This is a genomic window from Pseudomonas sp. zfem002 (genome assembly GCF_032621685.1).
Classification (GTDB): Bacteria; Pseudomonadota; Gammaproteobacteria; order Pseudomonadales; family Pseudomonadaceae; genus Aquipseudomonas; species Aquipseudomonas japonica.
The window spans coordinates 436124-453760 of record NZ_JAVYJH010000001.1 but is presented as its reverse complement, the minus strand read 5'-3'; the positions used below and the strand labels follow the sequence as shown (position 1 = coordinate 453760).

16 protein-coding genes and 1 pseudogene are annotated in these 17637 nt (G+C 62.9%); 3 read left to right on the top strand and 14 right to left on the bottom strand.

The window, feature by feature from the left end:
• The first annotated feature begins 6 nt into the window (after positions 1-6).
• Positions 7-1227, top strand: a complete 1221-nt coding sequence (fabB, locus tag RTI28_RS02040; protein WP_042123396.1) for a beta-ketoacyl-ACP synthase I — start codon at positions 7-9, stop codon at positions 1225-1227.
• A 250-nt stretch (positions 1228-1477) separates the two neighbouring features.
• Here fabB and RTI28_RS30210 read toward each other — a convergent pair whose 3' ends face one another.
• The 4 genes and pseudogenes from RTI28_RS30210 to RTI28_RS02025 form a co-directional block, all read right to left on the bottom strand.
• Positions 1478-2341: a methyl-accepting chemotaxis protein gene (locus RTI28_RS30210; RefSeq protein WP_410478944.1), complete on the bottom strand. Its 864-nt coding sequence runs from the start codon at positions 2339-2341 to the stop codon at positions 1478-1480.
• A pseudogene (locus RTI28_RS30205) lies at positions 2333-3103 on the bottom strand (MCP four helix bundle domain-containing protein); the annotation flags it as partial. The pseudogene RTI28_RS30205 and the gene RTI28_RS30210, both read right to left, overlap by 9 nt.
• Positions 3104-3244: 141 nt before the next feature.
• Entirely contained in the window at positions 3245-3709 is a 465-nt protein-coding gene (locus RTI28_RS02030; protein WP_316918889.1) for a DUF3859 domain-containing protein, read from the bottom strand.
• 69 nt (positions 3710-3778) lie between these two features.
• Complete coding sequence (locus RTI28_RS02025; protein ID WP_316918888.1) at positions 3779-4783, bottom strand: amidohydrolase family protein; 1005 nt, start codon at positions 4781-4783, stop codon at positions 3779-3781.
• A gap of 98 nt (positions 4784-4881) precedes the next feature.
• On the opposite strand from RTI28_RS02025, the gene RTI28_RS02020 reads away from it, so the two are divergent.
• Entirely contained in the window at positions 4882-5742 is an 861-nt protein-coding gene (locus tag RTI28_RS02020; protein ID WP_316918887.1) for a pirin family protein, read from the top strand.
• An 88-nt stretch (positions 5743-5830) separates the two neighbouring features.
• Here RTI28_RS02020 and RTI28_RS02015 read toward each other — a convergent pair whose 3' ends face one another.
• The 4 genes from RTI28_RS02015 to RTI28_RS02000 all read right to left on the bottom strand — a co-directional run bounded on the left by RTI28_RS02015 (position 5831) and on the right by RTI28_RS02000 (position 9561).
• A complete protein-coding gene (locus RTI28_RS02015; protein ID WP_316918886.1) occupies positions 5831-6556 on the bottom strand; it encodes a dienelactone hydrolase family protein in 726 nt (241 codons plus the stop codon).
• 57 nt (positions 6557-6613) lie between these two features.
• Complete coding sequence (gene htpG, locus RTI28_RS02010; RefSeq protein ID WP_316918885.1) at positions 6614-8518, bottom strand: molecular chaperone HtpG; 1905 nt, start codon at positions 8516-8518, stop codon at positions 6614-6616.
• A gap of 108 nt (positions 8519-8626) precedes the next feature.
• Complete coding sequence (locus RTI28_RS02005) at positions 8627-9088, bottom strand: PaaI family thioesterase (RefSeq protein WP_316918884.1); 462 nt, start codon at positions 9086-9088, stop codon at positions 8627-8629.
• Positions 9085-9561: a PaaI family thioesterase gene (locus RTI28_RS02000; RefSeq protein WP_316918883.1), complete on the bottom strand. Its 477-nt coding sequence runs from the start codon at positions 9559-9561 to the stop codon at positions 9085-9087. The genes RTI28_RS02005 and RTI28_RS02000 overlap by 4 nt, the downstream gene beginning before the upstream one ends.
• 157 nt (positions 9562-9718) lie before the next feature.
• Between RTI28_RS02000 and RTI28_RS01995 the strand changes: the two genes are divergently transcribed.
• The gene (locus tag RTI28_RS01995) at positions 9719-10012 is read left to right on the top strand and encodes a hypothetical protein (RefSeq protein ID WP_084702638.1); all 294 of its coding nucleotides are present in this window, start codon (positions 9719-9721) and stop codon (positions 10010-10012) included.
• 71 nt (positions 10013-10083) lie between these two features.
• Here RTI28_RS01995 and RTI28_RS01990 read toward each other — a convergent pair whose 3' ends face one another.
• The 6 genes from RTI28_RS01990 to odhB all read right to left on the bottom strand — a co-directional run bounded on the left by RTI28_RS01990 (position 10084) and on the right by odhB (position 17620).
• The gene (locus RTI28_RS01990) at positions 10084-10824 is read right to left on the bottom strand and encodes a DUF599 domain-containing protein (RefSeq protein WP_316918882.1); all 741 of its coding nucleotides are present in this window, start codon (positions 10822-10824) and stop codon (positions 10084-10086) included.
• Positions 10825-11017: 193 nt separating this feature from the next.
• A complete protein-coding gene (gene brnQ, locus RTI28_RS01985) occupies positions 11018-12325 on the bottom strand; it encodes a branched-chain amino acid transport system II carrier protein (protein WP_316918881.1) in 1308 nt (435 codons plus the stop codon).
• Between the two features lie 314 nt (positions 12326-12639).
• On the bottom strand, positions 12640-13524 hold the full coding sequence (sucD, locus tag RTI28_RS01980) for a succinate--CoA ligase subunit alpha (protein WP_316918880.1): 885 nt from the start codon (positions 13522-13524) through the stop codon (positions 12640-12642).
• A complete protein-coding gene (gene sucC / locus RTI28_RS01975; protein WP_023629628.1) occupies positions 13524-14690 on the bottom strand; it encodes an ADP-forming succinate--CoA ligase subunit beta in 1167 nt (388 codons plus the stop codon). The genes sucD and sucC overlap by 1 nt, the downstream gene beginning before the upstream one ends.
• 174 nt (positions 14691-14864) lie before the next feature.
• A complete protein-coding gene (lpdA, locus tag RTI28_RS01970; protein WP_316918879.1) occupies positions 14865-16301 on the bottom strand; it encodes a dihydrolipoyl dehydrogenase in 1437 nt (478 codons plus the stop codon).
• A gap of 92 nt (positions 16302-16393) precedes the next feature.
• On the bottom strand, positions 16394-17620 hold the full coding sequence (gene odhB / locus RTI28_RS01965; protein ID WP_316918878.1) for a 2-oxoglutarate dehydrogenase complex dihydrolipoyllysine-residue succinyltransferase: 1227 nt from the start codon (positions 17618-17620) through the stop codon (positions 16394-16396).
• Between the last annotated feature and the right edge of the window lie 17 nt (positions 17621-17637).

Here is a 17637-nt window from a genome sequence, read left to right as displayed (position 1 = left end):
ATTCGCATGCGCCGCGTCGTAATCACCGGTCTGGGCATCGTTTCCTGCCTGGGCAATGACAAAGAGACCGTCTCCGAAAACCTGCGTAAAAGCCGTCCGGGCATCCGTTTCAACCCGGAATACAAGGAAATGGGGCTGCGCAGCCAGGTTTCCGGCTCCATCGACCTCAACCTCGAAGAACTGATCGACCGCAAGGTCTACCGCTTCGTCGGCCACGCCGCGGCCTACGCCTACCTGGCGATGCAGGACGCGATCAAGGACTCCGGCCTGAGCGAAGAGCAGGTTTCCAACCCGCGTACCGGCCTGATCGCCGGCTCCGGCGGCGCCTCGACCCTGAACCAGATGGAAGCGCTGGACATCCTGCGCGAGAAAGGCGTCAAGCGCGTCGGTCCGTACCGCGTGACCCGCACCATGAGCAGCACAGTCTCCGCATGCCTGGCCACGCCGTTCAAGATCAAGGGCCTGAACTACTCCATCGCCTCGGCCTGCGCCACTTCCGCGCACTGCATCGGCACCGCGATGGAACAGATCCAGATGGGCAAGCAGGACGTGGTCTTCGCCGGTGGCGGTGAAGAAGAGCACTGGAGCCAGTCGTTCCTGTTCGATGCCATGGGCGCCCTGTCCAGCAAGCGCAACGACACCCCGGAACAAGCCTCCCGCGCCTACGACGCCGACCGTGACGGCTTCGTCATCGCCGGCGGTGGCGGCATGGTGGTGGTCGAGGAGCTGGAACACGCCCTGGCCCGTGGCGCCAAGATCTACGCGGAAATCGTCGGCTACGGCGCCACGTCCGACGGCTACGACATGGTCGCCCCGAGCGGTGAAGGCGCGATCCGCTGCATGCAGCAGGCGCTGTCCACCGTCGACACTCCGATCGACTACCTGAACACCCACGGCACCTCGACTCCGGTCGGCGACGTCGCGGAAATGAAGGGCGTGCGTGAAGTGTTCGGCGACAAGGCCCCGGCCATCAGCTCGACCAAGAGCCTGTCCGGCCACTCCCTGGGCGCCGCTGGCGTGCACGAGGCGATCTACTGCCTGTTGATGATGGAAGGCAACTTCATTGCCGGTTCCGCCAACATCGACGAGCTGGATCCGGAAGTCGCCGACCTGCCGGTTCTGCGCGAAACCCGCGAGAACGCCAAGATCGACACCGTGATGAGCAACAGCTTCGGCTTCGGCGGCACCAACGCCACCCTGGTGCTGAAGCGCTGGCAAGGCAAGTAAGGCTCAGGCCTTACTGGTAAAGAAACGCCCCGACTGGTTCGGGGCGTTTTTGTTTCCAGGATCAGACACTGCTGTCTCGTAGGAGCGTGGCTTGCCCGCGAAGGGGCGCAGAGCGGTCCCTGTTCCCGATCTACAGTCAGGCTAATCCTCTCCCTCCGGCTGTAGATCGGGAACCGGGACCGCTGCGCGCTCCTTCGCAGTGGTTCGTCACACGACAAGCCAGCTCCTACAAGGGACCGAGCCGTCTGGATCACACCGAAAAACGCCGCACCAGGGTGTTCAGGTCCACCGCCAACTGCGACAGCGCCTGGCTCGCCTCCACCGTCTGGCTCGCCCCCGCCGAACTCTGCAGCGCCAGGTCACGGATATTGGTCAGGTTGCGGTCCACCTCCCGCGCCACCTGCGCCTGCTGCTCCGACGCGCTGGCAATCACCAGGTTGCGCTCGTTGATCCGGCTGATGGCCGCCGCGATCTCCTCCAGCGCCGCCCCCGCCGCATGCGCGCCCTCCAGGGTGTTGCGCGCCCGCTCGCGGGTCTGCTGCATGCCACCCACCGCACGGTCGGTGCCCTGCTGGATGCCATCGATCATCTGCTCGATTTCCCGGGTCGACTGCTGGGTACGATGGGCCAGCGCCCGCACCTCGTCCGCCACCACGGCGAAACCACGCCCGGCATCACCGGCCCGCGCCGCCTCGATGGCCGCATTGAGCGCCAGCAGGTTGGTCTGCTCGGCGATCGAACCGATCACGTCGAGTACCTTGGAAATCCCGTGCACCTGCTCGGCCAGTTGCCCGACCTCGTCGACGTTGGTGCTCACCCCCGCCGCCAGCTCTTCGATGGACACCACGGTCTGCTGCACCCGGGCCTGGCCCTCGCGGGCAATGCGGTCGGACTCGCGCGACGCTTCCGAGGTCGCCACGGCATTGCTGGCCACCTCCTCCACCGCCGCGGTCATCTGGTTCACCGCGGTGGCCGCCTGCTCGATTTCCTGGGTCTGTTGCTGCAGGCCGCGGGTGGCGTCCTCGGTGACCGCGCTGAGCTCTTCCGAGGCCGAGGCCAGCTGGTTCGACGAGTCGGAAATGCGCCCGATGGTGTCGCGCAGGCTCTGCTGCATCTTCTTCAGCGCCACCAGCAGGCGTGCCGGCTCATCGCGACCCTGAATACTGATCTGCGGGGTCAGGTCGCCGGTGGCGACCACCTCGGCGACCTGCAGCGACTGCGCCAGCGGATGGACGATGCTGCGGGTCAGCACCAGGGCGAGGATCACCGTCAGCACCAGCGCCCCGCCGAGCAGGACCATCACCCACAGCCGCGCGCTGACATACACCGCCTGCGCCTTGTCGGTGGACAGATGGGCATGCTGGTTGTTGAGCTCGATCAGTTGATTGAGCGTCGCGGTGAGGGTGTCGGCCACCTGGTTCATTTCACCGTTGACCAGCGTCTGCGCCGCCTCGACCTGATTGCCGGTCGCCAGCCTCATGACCTGCGCCTGCATGTCCAGGTACTGCTTCTGCAGGTCGAGGTAACGGTCGAACAGGGTGCGCTCCTCGGGCAGCACGATCAGCGCGTTGTAATCGTTCTGCGCCTTGGCCAAGCCTTGCTTGAGCGATTCGATGCGGGCGACGTTCTGCTGCTGCGCCGCCGGATCGCGGTTGACCAGCAAGCGCAGGGTCAACGCACGGATCCGCAGCATGTCCTGACTCATGGTGCCGACATTGATCACACTGGGCAGCCAGTTGCTCTCCACCTGATCGGACTGCTCGCGCATGCTGGCCATCTGCGACAGCGCGAACAGGCCCAGGGTCACCACCAACAACGCCAGCAAGCCGAACCCCAAACCAGCCCGCGGCGCTATGTTCAAGCTTCTCAGACTCATCGAACGGTTCCTTCCGAAAGTGCTGCGCAGGTCGGCAGCTGACATTCTTTTTAGAAGGTATCGGACCGTTGATTTTTTGCGTAAGAAGAATGGGCGATATCAAATTGCCTGGTCATTGCGACAGCACAATCAGCGCCTGCCTCAACGAACGGTGAATCGTTTCTCCGCGAGCAGCCGGTCGCCCTGGAACACCATGAAATGCCACTCGCCCGGCACGGCTTCGTGATGCTCGGTGAATTCATAGGCCATGACGTCCTGCGGCGCACCGGGAACCAGCTTCTGTACCACTTCGAACTTGTCGTGGCGCTTGCCGTCCGGGGTGACGATGCCCGGGGTCAGGTACAGCAGCGTCAGCGGGGTGTCGTCGGCGGTCTTGCCCTCGAGGCGATAACGGATGCCGAACTTGCTGCCGAGCCTGGCCGGCACCACGTCGGTGACGTCGATCTTCTGGCTGTTCATGGTGATCACCCGCTCACCGGGCTGGGGATTCTTGAGGTTGGTCTCGAACACGCCATATTCCACCGGTCCCTGCACGCGCACCTCGGCATGGGCCAGGCCGGTGATGCACATCAGCCCGACCAGGGCGCTAAAACGGCTAGTCAACATACTGCGCTTCCTCTGTTGTGGATCGCGGCAGACTATGACTCGGGCATGACAGGCTGATGACAATCCCGCTCAACGCGGCTTCGGCAGTACCGCGAGGAAGTTTTCCCGGGCCACCTTGCGCGCGACGTCCTCGGGCAAGGCGTCGAGGAACGGGTCGAAGCCATGCAGTTGCTCGCCGAGGCTGGAGAAGCGCCCGACCACGTCGGAGCCGAGCATGAAGCGCTCCGGAAAACGCTTGACCAGGGCCAGCCACTCGGCCCGCGGCTTGCCCTGGTCATCGAGCAGGTAAGGCTGCAGCACGCTCCAGGAGAGGTCGACATACAGGTTCGGATAGTCCTCCAGCAGGCGTTCGAGGGTCGGCAAGAGGAAGTCCATCTGCGTCTGGTGGCGGTGGATCTCCATGCTGCTGCCGGCGTGGGCCCAGATGAAGCGGGTGTGCGGATGATTGCGCAGCGGCTCCTCGATTTCCGCCAGGTACAGCGGGTTGCGCTCGCGCTTGGAGGTGATGTTGGAGTGCAGCAGCACCGGCAGGTCCTGCTCGGCGGCGAGGTGATAGATGCGCGTCATCGCCTCGTTGTTGGCCCGCGGCGTGTCGCCGCTGGTCAGGGCGGTGAGGTCGTCGTGACGGGTGAACACCTCGCCGATGCCTTGCCACAGCCCCGGATACAGCTCCAGCATGCGCTCGATATGGGTCACCGCATTCTTGTCCACCGGGTTGAAACCGGAGAGAAACGGGTGGAAGCGCCTGCGCTGCTGGGGCGCGAGCTTTTCCAGGGCCGCGGCAACGTAGAGATCGGTGGCGCTGTACCAGTAGGCATCGGCATCGTCGCCGGCGTAGTAGCGCGGGCGCTTGGGTTCGTCTTCATGCCATTTCTTGGCCACCGGAATACCGCTGATCATCGCCTGATCGACCCGCGCCTTGTCCATGGCCTCCAGCAATGCGGGCATACCCTCGCTTTCCTGGAAGAAATCGACGTAGTGCAGATGCGCGTCGCTGTAGTGATATTCCCGCGCCTGGGTTTCGGCGATCAGCACGCCGGCGAACAGCAGTCCGCCCAGAGTTCTGGCAAGCATTCCCACCCTCATTCGTCATGCCTCGGACAGGGTAGACCGCGCGCTGCCTACACCGGTTCGCTATGCTAGGCCGACGTCGTTCTTGCTGGAGCCCGCCCATGACCTCGCCCCTGGTAATCCGCCCGCGCGCCGAATCGATCGAGGGCCAACCGATCCTGCGCCCGCTGCCCTCGGCGAAATGCCGCAGCGTCGGGCCCTTCGTGTTCTTCGACCATATGCTGGAAACGGACTACGCCGCCGGCCATGGCATGGATATCCGCCAGCATCCGCATATCGGCCTGTCCACCCTGACCTACCTGTTCGAAGGCGAACTGCTGCACAAGGACAGTCTCGGCTCGGAGCAGCGGGTCGGGCCGGGAGAGGTGAGCTGGATGACCGCCGGGGCGGCGGTGGCGCATGTCGAACGCACGCCGGCGGACCTGCTGCAGCGTGGCTCACGCTTGCACGGCCTGCAGGTGTGGCTGGCGTCGCCCAGGGAGCACGAACAGGGTGCCGGGCACTATAGCCATCACCCCGCCGCCAGCCTGCCGCTGAGCGAGGCGCTGGGGGTGCGGATCCGCATGATCGCCGGCAGCGGGTTCTGCCTGGCGTCGCCGGTACCGGTGCTCTCCCCGACTCTGTATGCCGAAGTGTTCATGGAAACGGCGACGACCCTGTGCGTGCCGCCCGAACATCGGGAGCGGGCGGTGTATGTGCTGTCCGGCGAGGTTCGCCTGGATGACGAGGTGCTGGAGCCGCAGACCCTGGTGGTGCTGGCGGAGGGCGAGGAATTCAGCCTGCATGCCGAAGGTGAGTCTCACCTGGTGATCTTTGGCGGCGCGCCGCTGGATGGGCCGCGGCGGATGAACTGGAATTTCGTGGCGAGTGATCCGGCCTTGATCGAGAAAGCCCGGGAACGCTGGGCGGCCGGGGATTGGCCGGTGGTTGCGGGGGAGACAGGGAGGATCGAGTTGCCCTGAAGTCAGCCATCGCGGGCAACGCCCGCTCCCACAACGAATCGGCGGACACCGGACCCTGTGGGAGCGGGCGTTGCCCGCGATGAGGCCCTCAAGCCTTGAACACTTCTTCCAGCAGATTGTGCATCGCCGTGAACGCCCGCTTGGCGGTCCGTGCGTCATACATCATCTTGCCCGGCACATTCGCCCCCGGGTCGGTGAACGAGTGCACCGCACCGCCATAGCTGGTCAGTTGCCAGTCCACCCCGGCGGCATTCATCTCGGCCTCGAACGCCGGCAACTGCTCCTTCGGCACCAGCGGGTCGGCCGCGCCGTGCAGCACCAGCACCGCGCCCTTGATGTTGTTCGCGTCCGCCGGATTCGGTGTATCCAGCGTGCCGTGGAACGACACCGCGGCCTGCAGCGGCGCGCCAGCGCGGGCGAGCTCCAGGGCACAGCAACCACCGAAGCAGAAACCGAACGCCGCCAGTTTGCCCGGGGTCAGGACGGCCTTCGACTGCCCCAGCAACTGGGCCAGCGCCGCCTGCATGCGCTTGCGCAGCTCGGCGCGGTCGTTCTTCAGCGGCATCATCGCCGCACCGGCTTCCTCGGCATTCTGCGGCCGCAGCGATTGACCGTAGAGGTCGGCGATCAACACCACATAACCCTGCTCGGCCACCGCACGGGCGATGCGCTCGGCACCCTCGGTCACCCCCATCCAGTTCGGCGCCATGATCAGCGCCGGCTGCTGCGCTGCGCCGTGGGTGTACAGCAGGCGGCTTTCATAGGCCTTGCCGCCGAGGTGATAGACCAGCGATTCGATTGTCACCTTGCTCATCGGATTCTCCTTGGACCATGAAAAAAGCCCGCCGAGGCGGGCTTTTCGTGCATCAGATCAGACTGACAGTTCGACCAGCAGCTTGTTCAGCCGGCGCACATAGGCAGCCGGGTCCTTCAGGCTGTCGCCGGCGGCCAGGGCGGCCTGATCGAAGAGGATGTGCGAGAAGTCGGCGAAACGGTCTTCGCTCTGCTCGTTGTCCAGCTTCTCGATCAGCGGGTGGCTCGGGTTGAATTCGAAGATCGGCTTGGAATCCGGCACCTTCTGCCCGCTGGCTTCGAGGATCTGGCGCATCTGCAGGCCGAGGTCCTGTTCGCCGATGGCGAGAATCGCCGGCGAATCGGTCAGGCGATGCGACACGCGCACCTCGCTGACGCTGTCACCCAGCGCGGCCTTGAGGCGCTCGACCAGGCCTTCCTTGTCCTTGGCGATCTCTTCCTGGGCCTTCTTGTCCTCGTCCGAGTCCAGCTTGCCCAGGTCCAGGTCGCCACGGGCGACGTCGACGAAGCTCTTGCCATCGAATTCGTTGAGGTAGCTCATCAGCCACTCGTCGATACGGTCGGTCAGCAGCAGCACTTCGATGCCTTTCTTGCGGAAGACTTCCAGGTGCGGGCTGTTCTTGACCTGCGCGTAGGACTCGCCGGTGAGGAAGTAGATCTTGTCCTGACCTTCCTTGGCGCGGGCCAGGTAGTCGGCCAGGGCCACGCTCTGCTCGCCACCCTCTTCATGGGTCGAGGCGAAGCGCAGCAGGCCGGCGATCTTCTCCTTGTTGGCGAAGTCTTCCGCCGGGCCTTCCTTGAGCACCTGGCCGAAGTTCTTCCAGAACGCCTTGTACTGCTCGGGTTCGTTCTTCGCCAGCTTCTCCAGCATGTCCAGCACGCGCTTGGTCAGCGCCGACTTCATCGAGTCGATGATCGGGTCTTTCTGCAGGATCTCGCGGGAGACGTTCAGCGACAGGTCGTTGGAATCGACCACACCCTTGATGAAGCGCAGGTACAGCGGCAGGAAGGACTCGGCCTGGTCCATGATGAACACGCGCTGCACGTACAGCTTCAGGCCGCGCGGTGCTTCGCGCTGGTACAGGTCGAACGGTGCGCGGGCCGGGACGAACAGCAGCGAGTTGTACTCGAGCTTGCCTTCGACCTTGTTGTGGCTCCAGGCCAGCGGGTTCTCGAAATCGTGGCCGATGTGCTTGTAGAACTCCTGGTATTCCTCGTCCTTGATCTCGGTACGCGGACGGGTCCAGAGGGCGCTGGCGCGGTTAACGGTTTCCCATTCCTCGGCCGGCTTGTCCTCGCCTTCGGCGGCTTCGGCCTGCTTGGGCAGCTCGATCGGCAGGGCGATGTGGTCGGAGTACTTCTTGACGATATTGCGCAGGCGCCAGCCGTCGGCGAACTCTTCCTCGCCCTTCTTCAGGTGCAGGACAATGCGGGTACCGCGCTCGGCCTTGTCGACGGTGGCGACCTCGAAGTCGCCCTCGCCTTTCGACGACCAGTGCACGCCTTCAGCGGCAGGCAGGCCGGCACGGCGGCTGAACACATCGACCTGGTCGGCGACGATGAACGCGGAATAGAAGCCCACGCCGAACTGACCGATCAGGTGCGAGTCCTTCTTCTGGTCGCCGGTGAGGTTCTTCATGAAGTCGGCGGTGCCGGACTTGGCGATGGTGCCCAGGTGCGCGATCACTTCATCGCGGCTCATGCCGATGCCGTTGTCCTCGAGGGTGACGGTGTTGGCATCCTTGTCGAAGCTGACGCGGATCTTCAGGTCGGCACCGCCTTCGAGCAGCTCCGGCTTGGCCAGCGCTTCGAAGCGCAGCTTGTCCACGGCGTCGGAGGCGTTGGAAATCAGCTCGCGGAGAAAGATCTCCTTGTTCGAGTACAGCGAATGGATCATGAGGTGCAGCAGTTGCTTCACCTCGGTCTGGAAGCCCAGGGTTTGTTTTTGAGTCTCCACACTCATGGTCTTCAAAACTCCGATCTGATGGCATTGTTCACGCTGGCAGGCAGGCCTTCCGGGCCACACCTCGCCAGTCGCAGCGGGATGAACAGCAGATGGGGACGTGACGGACTATTTCAAGGGCACGCCCGCCTCTTTGATCTTGAAATGCGCGCGGGCGGTGGCGATGGGTTCGCCGGCATCGCCCTGCCAGGCGGTGATCGCCACGTTGGTCACCCGCCGCCCCTGCCGCCACAACTGGCAGCGCGCATAGGTATCGCGGAAGTGCCCGGCGCGCAGGTAGTCGATGGAAAAGTCGATGATCTTCGGAATGCTCGCGCTTTCGCTGAAGATCAGCAGGTACAGCGCAGCAGCCAGTTCCATAAACCCGGCGATCACCCCGCCGTGGATCGCCGGCAGCAACGGATTGCCGATGTTGTCCGGGTTGGCCGGCAGGCGAAACAGCAGGTCGTCGCCGTCGCGGCTGCATTCGATGCCGATGAGGCCTGCATAGGGGATCAGTTGCAGCAAGGCAGAGTAGTCGCCGCGACTGTGCGCCTCGCGCAGCTGCTGGTGGATGTCGTCCGGGATCATTGCCCTTCTCCCTTGAGCTTGCGGGCGAAATTGATGCCGCCCTTGATGTCCTTGCCCAGGCGCATATAGGTGCCCACCACCTGGGCGATGGGTTGTGCCGGATCGGCCTGATAAGCGGTACCGCGGATGAAGATCACATCGCGGCTGACCCGGTAGCAGTGGGCATGACCGAACACATCCTGGTCGGCGAGCCCGGGGCTCATGTAGTCGATGCGCAGGTCCAGGGTCGGACAGACCTCGAACTCCGGCAGCGCGCACAGCGTGGCCATGCCCAGCGCAGTGTCCATCAGGGTGGTGATGGCACCACCGTGAATGGCTCCAGTCTGCGGGTTGCCGACGATCGAAGAAGAATAGGGCAAACGCAGGACAATGCCCTCTGCGTCCACCGAATGAACTTGCATGTTCAGTTTCTGGCAATGACGCAATGCCCCAAGGAAGCGCCTGGCCCGTTCCAGCAGCGACGATTCATTCATTCGCGAAGATTTCTCCATAATTGTGCGGACCTGCACAAGCCAAGAAAAAAGTCTATATGGATCCGTAACTTATATATGTGTATCGTGCGCGGAACTTAAACCCCCAGGGACAACTCAAACGGTTTAAGTAATGTTATTCCACAAGGAGAAACACCCCATGCGTAAACCTTTTGCTTATGCCGTCATGCTCGCCGCCGCTCTGGGCCTCGCCGCTTGCGACAAAGCCAGCGAAGACAAGGCTCAGGACGCTCAAAAACATGCCGAGCAAGCCCAGCAGAAGATGGACGAAGCTCAGGATAAAGTGAACGAGGCCGCGAAAGAAAACGCCGAAGCCGCCAAAGACTCCGCCGAAGCTGAACAAAAAGCCGCTGAAGAAGCTGCTCCTGCTGCTCCGGCCCCAGAAGCCGCACCGGCTGCCCCAGCCGCTCCGGCCGAGCCAGCCAAGCAGTAATTACTGCTGGAATAAGAAAACCCGACTTCGGTCGGGTTTTTTATTTATACGAGAATACTTCCACGTCGCAATTATGTTTGCGTCTCTTTGCCCGGCTCAGCCACCAAGGCCTCCGTCGGGGTATAGACCATCACCTCGAGAACGTCGGAATGGAATTCCCGACGGTAGAGAATCAACACTACCCCCGCACTCATCCCCATGAACGCCCAGGGACTGATGAACCAGCTCAGCAAGGCCATGCCGAAGTAATAGGAGCGCAGACCGAAGTTGAACTGGTTGGCCGCCAGCGAAATCACCCGCGCCGCCCGCGAAGCGAAAGCCTTGCGCTCCAGTTCGCTGACCTGGCGTTCGCCGATCATCGGCGCCGACCCCACCAGCACCGCGGCAAAGTTGTATTGGCGCATGCACCAACTGAAGGTGAAGAAGGCATAGACGAAGACGATCGCCAGGCACAGCAGCTTGATCTCCGACATGCTCTGCGAGGTCTGCTGCACCAGCGGCAGGTCGGCCAGCAACGACAGGGCGCGGTCCGAGGCGCCGAGGACGGTCAGGATGCCGGCGAGGATGATCAGGGTGCTGGAGGCGAAGAACGAAGCGTTGCGCTCCAGGTTGCCGATCACGCTGGCGTCGGCGATACGGTTGTCGCGCAGGAGCATGCGGCGCATCCAGTCTTCGCGGTAGAGGTGCATGACACTGGCCAGGCAGGCGGTGTCGCGGCCTTTCCAGGTGGCGTAGCGGGTGTAACCGCCCCAGCAGACGATGAACCACAGCGCGGCGAGCAGGTTGGTCAGGTTGTTTTCAATGAAGCTCATGGACAGTTCCGGTCGAAGTTGGCCTGCACAGTTAAGCGCAGTGACCGGGTTTCGACGCCAGGCGGCAAAAAAAGACACGATTTTCCCACGCCCATGAAAAAGCCCCGCCTCCGGATCGGAGACAGGGCTCGAAGAAGCATTCGCGAGGGGGCATCGATGGCTTGTGGCCCTGCCCTCTCGCGGGATGTTTCCGTCAGGCGATGACCTGGCGCGGCTTGCCCAGCAGGCGGTCGCAGACCACCGCGAGGAACAAGGTCGCCACGCACGGCACCAGCCAGGCCAGGCCCTGCTCGCTCAGCGGCAGGTGGGCCAGGGATTCCGGCATGTTGAAGCCGGCACCCTTGAGTGCGTCGATGCCACCGAAGATCAGCGAAACGGCCATCACCGGCGCCATGATGCGGGTCTGCGAATGCCACATGCCTTTGCAGAAGCTCAGGCCGACCAGCACGATGCACGGCGGGTAGATGGCGGTGAGCACCGGCACGGAGAACATGATCAGCTTGGTCAGGCCGAGGTTCGACACCAGCAGCGAGAATCCGGCCAGCAGCACCACCAGCGCGCGGTAGGACAGCGGCAGCAGACGGCTGAAGTACTCGGCGCAGGCGCAGGTCAGGCCGACCGCGGTGACCAGGCAGGCCAGGGCGATCAGTACAGCCAGGAAGCCACTGCCCAGGGAGCCGAAAGTGTGCTGCACATAGGCATGCAGGACCACCGCGCCATTGGTGGCGGTCGCGGCGATGTCATGGCTGCCGGCGCCCAGACGGAACAGGCTGACGTAGACCAGGGTCAGGCCGACACCGGCGATCAGGCCGGCGATCACCGCGTAGCGGGTGATCAGGCGTGGCGATTCGACGCCGCGGGAACGGATCGCGTTGACGATGACGATGCCGAACACCAGCGCCCCCAGGGTATCCATGGTCAGGTAACCCTGGATGAAGCCCTGCGAGAACGGCGCGGCGACGTATGCCGGCTGCGCATCGCCGATGGTTCCGGCTGGCAGGGCGAACGCAGCAATACCAAGGGCGGCCAGCGCGATGATCTTCAGCGGTGCGAGGAAGCGACCGACCGTGTCGAGCAGCTTGCCGGGATACATGGACACCGCCAGCACCACCAGGAAGTACACCAGGCTATAGAGGAACAGCGCCAGCGGGCTCTCGCCGGTCAGTGGCGCGACCCCGACTTCGAAGGACACGGTCGCGGTACGCGGGGTGGCGAACAACGGGCCCACCGCCAGGTAAGCCGCCGCGGCCAGCAGACCACCGGCGATCTTGCCGATCGGGCTGCTCAACTCGTCCATGCCGCCACCAACCTTGGCCAGGGCGACCACGGTGATCACCGGCAGACCAACCGCGGTCACCAGGAAACCGAGGGCCGCCATCCATACGTGCGGACCGGATTGCAGACCAACGATAGGCGGGAAAATGATATTGCCGGCCCCGACGAACAACGCGAACGTCATGAAGCCAAGCGCCAGGATGTCCTGGCCTTTCAAAACTTTCATTTAAGGAAATACCACACTGCGTAAATCGGAATTTAGAGAGGGATTTCCCCTTGGGTTAGGGAAATGTTTTTTCCGCCCTGATTGAGGCGGACTTTTATAGCGTGGCGCTTCCTTTTGGGCAGCGGACACGAAATGAACGCGCATGGTACTCAATTTGCCGCTCTGGCGCACGGTTTCAGGGCGGTTTGTCCGATGAGTGAACCCGAATGTCGCAAACGGTTGCGCCATATCAAGCCACGCGGCCCGTATGGGAGCCACGGAAACGAAAAAGGCCACCCGAAGGTGGCCTCTCTCTGCTGGATCAGCGAAGAATCTTAGTTCTTCGCTTCCCAACCGGTCAGCTCGGCCAGGGCCTTGCCGATGTCAGCCAGCGAACGCACGGTTTTCACGCCAGCGTCCTGCAGGGCTGCGAATTTCTCGTCCGCAGTGCCCTTGCCGCCAGAGATGATGGCGCCAGCATGGCCCATGCGCTTGCCCGCTGGGGCAGTCACACCGGCGATGTAGGAAACCACTGGCTTGGTCACGTTGGCCTTGATGTAGGCAGCCGCTTCTTCTTCGGCCGAACCACCGATTTCGCCGATCATGACGATGGCTTCGGTTTTCGGGTCTTCCTGGAACAGCTTCAGGATGTCGATGAAGTTCGAGCCCGGGATCGGGTCACCGCCGATACCGACGCAGGTGGACTGACCGAAACCGGCGTCAGTGGTCTGCTTGACCGCTTCGTAGGTCAGGGTGCCGGAACGGGAAACGATACCGACCTTGCCTGGCAGGTGGATGTGACCTGGCATGATGCCGATCTTGCACTCGCCCGGAGTGATGACGCCTGGGCAGTTAGGGCCGATCAGGGTAACGCCCAGCTCGTCGCACTTGACCTTGGCGTCCAGCATGTCGAGGGTAGGAATACCCTCGGTGATGCAGACGATCAGCTTGATGCCGCCGAAGGCCGCTTCCAGGATCGAGTCCTTGCAGAAAGGAGCAGGAACGTAGATCACCGAAGCATCGGCGCCGGTAGCTTCCACGGCTTCCTTGACGGTGTTGAACACCGGCAGGCCCAGGTGGGTGGTGCCACCCTTGCCTGGGGTAACGCCGCCGACCATCTTGGTGCCGTAGGCGATGGCTTGTTCGGAGTGGAAAGTACCTTGCGAGCCGGTGAAGCCCTGGCAGATGACTTTGGTGTCTTTATTGATCAGGACGCTCATTACTTGCCCTCCGCAGCTTTTACAACTTGTTGAGCAGCGTCGGTCAGGCTGGTGGCCGCAATGATGTTCAAACCGCTTTCTGCCAGTACTTTAGCGCCCAGTTCGGCGTTGTTGCCTTCGAGGCGAACGACGACCGGTACTTTCACGCCGACTTCCTTCACCGCGCCGATGATGCCTTCGGCAATCATGTCGCAGCGAACGATGCCGCCGAAGATGTTGACCAGAACGGCCGCGACATTGCTGTCGGACAGAATGATCTTGAAGGCTTCGGTAACGCGCTCTTTGGTCGCGCCGCCGCCAACGTCGAGGAAGTTGGCTGGCTTGCCACCGTGCAGGTTGACGATGTCCATGGTACCCATGGCCAGACCGGCACCGTTGACCATGCAGCCGATGTTGCCTTCGAGGGCAACGTAGTTCAGTTCGAACTTGGCGGCGTGGGCTTCACGGGCGTCGTCCTGGGACGGGTCGTGGAAGGTCTTCAGCTTCGGCTGACGGTACATGGCGTTGGCGTCGATGTTGATCTTGGCATCGAGGCAGTGCAGATCGCCGTCGGCCTTGATCACCAGCGGGTTCACTTCCAGCAGGGCCAGATCGTGATCCTTGAACAGCTTGGCCAAGCCAACGAAGATCTTGGCGAACTGTTGTACCTGCTTGCCTTCCAGACCCAGCTGGAACGCCAGCTCACGACCCTGGAACGGCTGAGCGCCGACCAGCGGATCGATGGTTGCCTTGAGGATCTTCTCGGGAGTGTCGTGAGCGACTTTCTCGATGTCCACGCCACCTTCGGTGGAAGCCATGAACACGATGCGGCGGCTCGAACGATCGACCACAGCGCCCAGATACAGCTCTTTGGCGATGTCGGTGCAGGATTCGACCAGGATCTTGGAAACTGGTTGACCGTTGGCGTCAGTCTGGTAGGTCACCAGATTCTTGCCCAACCACTGCGCAGCGAACGCCTTGGCGTCTTCCTTGCTGCGAACCAGCTTGACGCCGCCCGCTTTACCGCGACCACCCGCGTGGACCTGGGCTTTCACAACCCACTCGGAACCGCCGATCTTGTCGCAGGCTTCTGCTGCAGCTTCAGGGGTGTCGACTGCGAAACCCTTGGAAACTGGCAGGCCGTATTCAGCGAACAGCTGCTTACCCTGATACTCGTGAAGATTCATGCTTTTTACCGTCTTCGTTAGGTACTGCGCTTCGGCGCTGCGCCCGTGAGGGGTGCCGCGCCACCTGTGACCGCTTGCCCCCGGTATGCTCCGGGGGTTCGAGTCCGGCGGACTTTCCGCGGTGAGTCATGCACGCAAGACTCACGACGGGCCGCCCGCCGTGGTTTCTTATAATTAACGCTTCTTACGGTTGGCTACGTGGATGGCACCGCCATTCACGGCCAGCGCGGCTTCATGCAGCGCTTCGGACAGGGTCGGATGGGAGAAGACCATCATGCCCAGGTCTTCGGCACTGGTGCCGAATTCCATTGCGATTGCACCCTGCTGCACCAGTTCGGCAGCGCTCGGGCCAATCACGTGTACGCCCAGGACGCGGTCGGTCTTGGCATCGGCGATGACCTTGACGAAACCACCGGTATCGTTGGCAGCCATGGCACGGCCGCTGGCCGCGAACGGGAAGGTGCCCACGTTAACCTCAACGCCCTCGGCCTTCAAGGCTTGTTCGGTCTTGCCGACCCAGGCGATTTCCGGGTGGGTGTAGATGACCGACGGGATCAGGTCGTAGTTCATCTGGGCTTTGTGGCCCTTGATGCGCTCGACGACCATGATGCCCTCTTCCGACGCCTTGTGCGCCAGCATCATGCCGCGAACCACGTCACCGATGGCGAATACGCCCGGAACGCTGGTGGCGCAGTGATCGTCAACGAACACGAAGCCGCGCTCGTCGATGGTCACGCCGCTGTCGGCGGCCAGCAGGTCGGTGGTGACCGGACGACGGCCGACCGCGACGATCAGCTTGTCGAACACGATCTTCTGTTCGCCGTTGGCGTCGGTGTAGGTCACTTCGACTTCTTCGCCGTTGACCTTGGAACCGGTGACGCGAGCGCCCAGCTTGATGTCCAGACCCTGTTTGGTCAGGGTTTTCAGGGCTTCCTTGGAAACCGCGGTGTCCGCGGCCATCAGGAAGGTGTCCAGCGCTTCCAGAACGGTGACTTCGGCACCCAGGCGAGCCCAGACCGAACCCAGTTCCAGACCGATGACGCCGGCACCGATGACGCCCAGGCGCTTCGGCACGCTCTGGAATTCCAGGGCGCCGGTGGAGTCGACGATGACGTTCTGGTCGACCGGAGCCGGCGGAATGTCGATCGGACGGGAGCCGGAAGCGAGGATCACGTTCTCGGCTTCGATGACTTCGGTGGTGCCGTCAGGCTTGGTGACTTCGACCTTCTTGCCGGCCAGCAGCTTGCCGTGGCCCTGGATCGAGGTGACGCCGTTGGCCTTGAACAGGGTGGCGACGCCACCGGTCAGGTTCTTGACGATGCCAGCCTTGCGGCCAACCATCGCGGCGACGTCCATCTTGACTTCGCCGGTGGAGATACCATGGACGTTGAAGCTCTCTTTGGCTTCCTTGTACTTCCAGGAGCTGTCCAGCAGCGCCTTGGATGGAATGCAGCCAACGTTCAGGCAGGTACCGCCCAGGGCCAGTTTGCCTTCGCCATCGGTGTATTTCTCGATGCAGGCAGTGGAGAAGCCCAGTTGCGCGGCCTTGATGGCGGCCACGTAACCGCCAGGACCTGCACCAATTACTACTACGTCGAACTTCTGGCTCATAAAAGATTCCTTTATAGCTTCAAGCGGCTAGCCACAGGGCGCGCAGCGAGGACTTCAGATGAAGTCCGTCGCCCGCGCCCCGGGACTGCGTATTAGATATCCAGCAGCAGACGCGCCGGGTCTTCCAGCAGGTTCTTGATGGTCACCAGGAAAGTCACGGCTTCTTTACCGTCGATCAGGCGGTGGTCGTAGGACAGCGCCAGGTACATCATCGGACGGATCACGACCTGACCGTTCACGGCCATAGGACGCTGGATGATGTTGTGCATGCCGAGGATCGCGGCTTGCGGCGGGTTGACGATCGGGGTCGACATCATCGAACCGAAGGTACCGCCGTTGGTGATGGTGAAGGTGCCACCGGTCATCTCTTCGATGGCCAGCTTGCCGTCACGGGCCTTCTTGCCGAAGGTGGCGATGCCGTTCTCGATTTCCGCCAGGCTCATCGACTCGGCGTTGCGCAGAACCGGTACCACCAGGCCACGATCGCTGGAAACGGCAACGCCGACGTCCGCGTAACCGTGGTAGACGATGTCGTTGCCGTCGATCGAGGCGTTGACCGCTGGGAAACGCTTCAGCGCTTCGGTGGCAGCCTTGACGAAGAACGACATGAAGCCCAGGCGCACGCCATTGTGGGTCTTTTCGAACAGGTCCTTGTACTTCGAACGCAGGGCCATGACTTCGGTCATGTCGACTTCGTTGAAGGTGGTCAGCATGGCCATGTTCGACTGTGCTTCGACCAGACGCTCGGCGATCTTGGCGCGCAGACGGGTCATCGGCACACGCTTCTCGGTGCGGTCGCCAGCGGCGGTGACCACGGCAGCAGCGGCGGCAGCGGCCGGCTTGGCGGCAGGTGCAGCGGCTGGAGCGGATTTCTTCGCGGCAACGGCGGCCACGACGTCTTCCTTGGTCACGCGACCGCCTTTGCCGGTACCGGCGACGGCAGCCAGGTCGATGCCGTTCTCTTCAGCCAGCTTGCGCGCGGCTGGAGCGGCGATCGGGTCGTCTTCGCCAGCGTCGGCGGCGGCAGCGGCCTGGGCAGGTGCGGCAGCCGGGGCGGCGGCAGGAGCAGCGGCGGCAGCGCCACCGGCTTCGATCGAACCCAGGACTTCGTCGGACAGGACGGTGTCGCCCTCGGCCTTGACGATCGCGCCCAGCACGCCGTCAGCGGTGGCCAGCACTTCCAGGACGACCTTGTCGGTCTCGATGTCGACGATCAGGTCGTCACGCTTGACGGCTTCGCCCGGTTTCTTGTGCCAGGTGGCAACGGTGCCGTCGGCAACCGATTCCGGGAAGGTAGGGGCTTTGATCTCGATAGCCATTATCAGTGGTTCCTTAA

Coding starts and splice junctions, on each gene's coding strand:
- fabB (WP_042123396.1), top strand. CDS start 7: ATGCGCCGCGTCGTAATCACCGGTCTGGGCATCGTTTCCTGCCTGGGC.
- RTI28_RS30210 (WP_410478944.1), bottom strand. CDS start 2,341: ATGCAGCAGAGCCTGCGCGACACCATCGGGCGCATTTCCGACTCGTCG.
- RTI28_RS02030 (WP_316918889.1), bottom strand. CDS start 3,709: ATGTTGACTAGCCGTTTTAGCGCCCTGGTCGGGCTGATGTGCATCACC.
- RTI28_RS02025 (WP_316918888.1), bottom strand. CDS start 4,783: ATGCTTGCCAGAACTCTGGGCGGACTGCTGTTCGCCGGCGTGCTGATC.
- RTI28_RS02020 (WP_316918887.1), top strand. CDS start 4,882: ATGACCTCGCCCCTGGTAATCCGCCCGCGCGCCGAATCGATCGAGGGC.
- RTI28_RS02015 (WP_316918886.1), bottom strand. CDS start 6,556: ATGAGCAAGGTGACAATCGAATCGCTGGTCTATCACCTCGGCGGCAAG.
- htpG (WP_316918885.1), bottom strand. CDS start 8,518: ATGAGTGTGGAGACTCAAAAACAAACCCTGGGCTTCCAGACCGAGGTG.
- RTI28_RS02005 (WP_316918884.1), bottom strand. CDS start 9,088: ATGATCCCGGACGACATCCACCAGCAGCTGCGCGAGGCGCACAGTCGC.
- RTI28_RS02000 (WP_316918883.1), bottom strand. CDS start 9,561: ATGAATGAATCGTCGCTGCTGGAACGGGCCAGGCGCTTCCTTGGGGCA.
- RTI28_RS01995 (WP_084702638.1), top strand. CDS start 9,719: ATGCGTAAACCTTTTGCTTATGCCGTCATGCTCGCCGCCGCTCTGGGC.
- RTI28_RS01990 (WP_316918882.1), bottom strand. CDS start 10,824: ATGAGCTTCATTGAAAACAACCTGACCAACCTGCTCGCCGCGCTGTGG.
- brnQ (WP_316918881.1), bottom strand. CDS start 12,325: ATGAAAGTTTTGAAAGGCCAGGACATCCTGGCGCTTGGCTTCATGACG.
- sucD (WP_316918880.1), bottom strand. CDS start 13,524: ATGAGCGTCCTGATCAATAAAGACACCAAAGTCATCTGCCAGGGCTTC.
- sucC (WP_023629628.1), bottom strand. CDS start 14,690: ATGAATCTTCACGAGTATCAGGGTAAGCAGCTGTTCGCTGAATACGGC.
- lpdA (WP_316918879.1), bottom strand. CDS start 16,301: ATGAGCCAGAAGTTCGACGTAGTAGTAATTGGTGCAGGTCCTGGCGGT.
- odhB (WP_316918878.1), bottom strand. CDS start 17,620: ATGGCTATCGAGATCAAAGCCCCTACCTTCCCGGAATCGGTTGCCGAC.